This window comes from Ruegeria sp. J8, from assembly GCF_056531925.1.
Genome location: NZ_JBQFMR010000029.1, coordinates 1 through 4,078 on the forward strand (window position 1 = coordinate 1; position 4,078 = coordinate 4,078).

General features: G+C 61.3%; 3 protein-coding genes. All 3 read right to left on the bottom strand.

Features of this window, described 5'->3' with window-relative positions; all coding sequences use genetic code 11:
• Positions 1-430, bottom strand: a 430-nt coding sequence (locus ACR0L1_RS23645) for a universal stress protein (RefSeq protein ID WP_170775899.1), incomplete at its 3' end; no start/stop codon positions are given.
• Positions 427-3,045 (bottom strand): TRAP transporter permease, encoded by a 2,619-nt coding sequence (locus ACR0L1_RS23650; protein WP_170782436.1) that lies wholly within the window; start codon positions 3,043-3,045, stop codon positions 427-429. The genes ACR0L1_RS23650 and ACR0L1_RS23645, both read right to left, overlap by 4 nt.
• 106 nt (positions 3,046-3,151) lie before the next feature.
• A partial coding sequence (locus tag ACR0L1_RS23655) for a TAXI family TRAP transporter solute-binding subunit (protein ID WP_214648148.1) occupies positions 3,152-4,078 on the bottom strand: 927 nt, incomplete at its 5' end.

Here is a 4,078-nt window from a genome sequence, read left to right on the forward strand (position 1 = left end):
AGCGCACGACGTAGACTGAGACTTCTGAGTGTCTGACGACGCGTGCTGCGTTTGGGCCGAGGAGGTAGTCTTTGAGGTCGGGCCGGTGTGCGCCGATGACGATCAGGTCGCTGCCTGCTTCTTTGGCCGTGTGCAGGATTTTCTGATAGGCCGTGCCCGTGGCGACCACATGGCGTACCTGTGCGTTGCGCGCTTCGCCCAGGACCGATTGACCCAGCGCCTCGAGCGCTTCTTGCGCTTTGGCCACGGCTTGCTCGTGATGCTCGGGCTCGAAGAAGCTGCCGACAAAGGATTCCCCAAAATCGGGCAGCACCGTAACAACATCAAGCTGAGCATTGTCGAGCTCTGCCAGCCGCGCGGCCTGACGTAGGACCTCGGCATCGGTTTCGGGCTTCCCGGCATCTACGGCACAGAGGACGGATTTGATCATGATGTTACCTCTTGTTCGCTTGTGCGGGCTGCACGGCTGCGTTGCAGGAAGGCGATGAAGCCCAGCAAGATCAGCGCCGGGATGAAGATCAGCTCTTTGGGGGGCTGGTTCTGGGGGGCCTGCACGGTGGTGATGCGGACGGGCTCGTCGGCGTAGTAGTCGAAGTTCGACAGCTCGTCCGAGACCGGGGTGCCGAACAGAGGCTCATCCAGCTTGACCAGGCCGTCCTCCTCAAGCGGCAACAGGCCAAGGGCGTCGATGCGGGCCGCACCATCACCCTCGTCGCCGACCGTCAGGACCACGGTGGTTTCGGTCATGTTGCCGGTGTCAAAATCGGGGCCCGCGACCTCGATCCGCAGGGTGCTGCCCGGTGCGGCGTCGCCCACGGCTTGCTCCAGCTGTGCCGGGTCGATCTGCGCGAAGGGCGGCGCGATGCGGTTCATGAAGAAGTCCGGACGGAACAGCGCAAAGGCGATCAGGATCAGCGCCACGCTTTCGTAGATGCGGTTGCGGGTCAGGAACCAGCCCATGGTGCCGGCGGTGAAGATCAGGATCGCGATGGTCGCAGAGATGGCCACCAGAATGCCCTGCACCCAGCCCACATCAATCAGCAAGAGATCGGTGTTGAAGATGAACACGAACGGCAGCGCCACGGTGCGCAAGGAATAGAAGAAGGCGGTGAAGCCCGTCTTGATCGCGTCGCCTCCTGACACGGCAGCAGCGGCAAAGCTGGCCAGACCCACGGGCGGCGTCACATCGGCCATGATGCCGAAGTAGAACACAAACAGATGCACCGCGATCAGCGGCACGATCAGACCGTCCTGCGCGCCCAGTTCCACGACCACACCCGCCATCAGCGAGCTGACGACGATATAGTTCGCCGTGGTCGGCAGGCCCATGCCCAGAATAAGGCTGAGCAGGCCCACCAGCGCCAGCATGGCGATCAGGTTGCCGCCCGACAGGAACTCGACCAGATCGGCCATCACCTGCCCCACACCGGTCAGCGTCACGGTGCCCACAATCACGCCTGCAGTGGCGGTGGCCAGTGCGATGCCGATCATGTTGCGCGCGCCGTCGATCAGGCCGTTCCACAGGTCGGCCACGCCAGCCATGAAGGCATTGGCCGTGTTGTTCTCACCCCGGAAGATCGACTTCAGCGGCTTCTGCGTCAGCAGGATCACGAACAGCAGCGATGTGGCCCAGAAAGCCGACAGACCTGGCGATTTCTGCTCGATCATCAGGAAGTAGACCAGCACGATGATCGGCAGCAGGTAATGCAGACCGGCCTTGTAGATCTCGGCAATGACCGGCAGCTCGACCTCTTTGGCGTTGGGGTCATCGGGGACGAGATCCTCGACCCCCGAGGCCAGCTTCAGCAAGATCATATAGGCCACAACAACCAGCGCCGACAGCACCAGACCCGAGGCACCGGGGATCAGCGCAATCACCGCCTTGATCGGGTATTGGATGCCATAGCACAGCCCGGCAAAGCCCACAAAGAACAGCGCCATGCCACCGATCGTGCGGCCCATCGACACCACGCGGTTGCCCAGCGTCGGCATGTTCCGCTTCACCGCCTCAAGATGCACGATATAGACCAGTGCGATGTACGAGATCGCCGCCGGCAGGAAGGCATGCGTGATCACCTCGACATAGGAAATGCCCACATATTCCACCATCAAAAAGGCCGCTGCCCCCATCACCGGCGGCATGATCTGACCGTTCACCGAAGAGGCGACCTCGACCGAGCCCGCCTGTTCGCTGGAAAAGCCCACCCGCTTCATCAGCGGGATGGTGAAGGTGCCGGTAGTCACCACATTGGCAATCGAAGAACCAGAGATCAGTCCGGTCGCCGCTGACCCCACCACAGCCGCCTTGGCCGGGCCGCCGCGCAGGTGACCCAGCGCGCCAAAGGCCATCTTGATAAAGTAATTGCCCGCACCCGCCTTATCCAAAAGCGCACCGAACAGCACGAAGAGGAAGACGAACTTGGTCGAGACGCCCAAAGCGATGCCAAACACACCTTCGGACGTGATCCACATATGGCTCATGGCCTTTTTCAGGCTGGCGCCCTTCCACTGGATCACCTCGGGCACCCAGGAGGATGAGCCAAAGAACACATAGGCCAGGAAAATCGTGGCAATGATCGCCATCGCCGGGCCAAGCGCACGCCGCGCGGCCTCGAACAGCAACAGCAACCCAGCCAGGGCCACCCATTTGTCCACGTCATCGGCCAGCAGGCCATTGTTCACGACTTTTTCGTAGAAAATATAACCATAAAGCGCGATCACCGCACCCACCACGCCCATGATCCAATCCTGCACGGGGATGTAATTGCGCGGGCTGGATTTCAGCGCCGGATAGGCCGCAAAGGCCAGAAAGATCGCAAAGGCCAGATGGATCTGGCGCGAGTTGTTCACCACGCTGCCCGGCAGCAGCACATTCGACAAGGGCGAGGCCAGCACCACCTGAAAGACCGACCACAGCACCGCCACGATGGCCAGAAACAGCCCCACATTCCCCGCCGGATTGCGCGCGCCCGCGTCAGAGGACGCCACCAGATCCTGAAGCTCTTCCTCGGATAGCGGGCGGTTGGATTGTGTGTCGGAACTCATCTGGCGTCTCCCCGTCATATGGCCGTTTCGGCCTTATCGTCCACCCGGCTGCTCCGGGTGCAAAAGGGGCGCGCCCGTCACAGGCGCGCCCCACATCAGGTCCGGCTTACTGCAGCCAGCCTTTTTCCTTGTAGTACTTCTCGGCACCCGGATGCAGCGGCGCCGACAGACCGTCCGAGATCATCTCTTCGGGCTTCAGGTTCGCAAATGCCGGGTGCAGCTTTTTGAAATCGTCAAAGTTTTCAAAGACCGAGCTGACAACCGCATAGACCGCGTCATCGGATACATCCGCCGAGGTCACAAAGGTCGCGCCCACACCAAAGGTCGTGGTGTCGCCATCCGAGCCGCGATACATGCCACCGGGGATGGTCGCGGTGCGGTAGTAGGAATTGCCGTCGATCAGACCATCGATAGCATCGCCGGTCACGTTCACCAGAACGGAATCACACGCAGTGGTCGCCTCCTGGATCGAGCCCGACGGGTGACCCACGGTGTAGATCATCGCATCGATCTGGTTGTCGCACAGCGCCGCCGACTGCTCAGCCGCTTTCAGCTCCGAGGCCAGCTCGAAATCGTCCAGCGTCCAGCCCACGGCCTCAAGCACAACATCCATCGTGCCGCGCTGACCCGAACCCGGGTTGCCGATGTTCACGCGCTTGCCCTTGAGGTCTTCAAAGCTGGAAATCCCCGCATCCGCGCGCGCCACAACCGTGAACGGCTCAGGATGGACCGAGAACACCGCGCGCAGGTTCTCAAACGCGCCCGCATCTTCGAATTTCGAGGTGCCGTTGTAAGCATGGTACTGCCAGTCAGACTGCGCCACACCAAACTCCAGCTCACCCTCGCGGATGGTGTTGATGTTGTAAACCGACCCACCCGTCGATTCCACCGAACACCGAACCCCATGCTCCTTACGGCCCTTGTTAACCAAACGACAAATCGCGCCACCCGTCGGATAATAAACGCCCGTTACACCACCCGTGCCAATCGTGATGAACTCCTCAGCATAAGCCGCAGGCGACAAAAATGCGGC

Excerpts from the sequence above, each read along its gene's own strand:
- ACR0L1_RS23650 (WP_170782436.1), bottom strand. The coding sequence starts at position 3,045 with ATGAGTTCCGACACACAATCCAACCGCCCGCTATCCGAGGAAGAGCTT.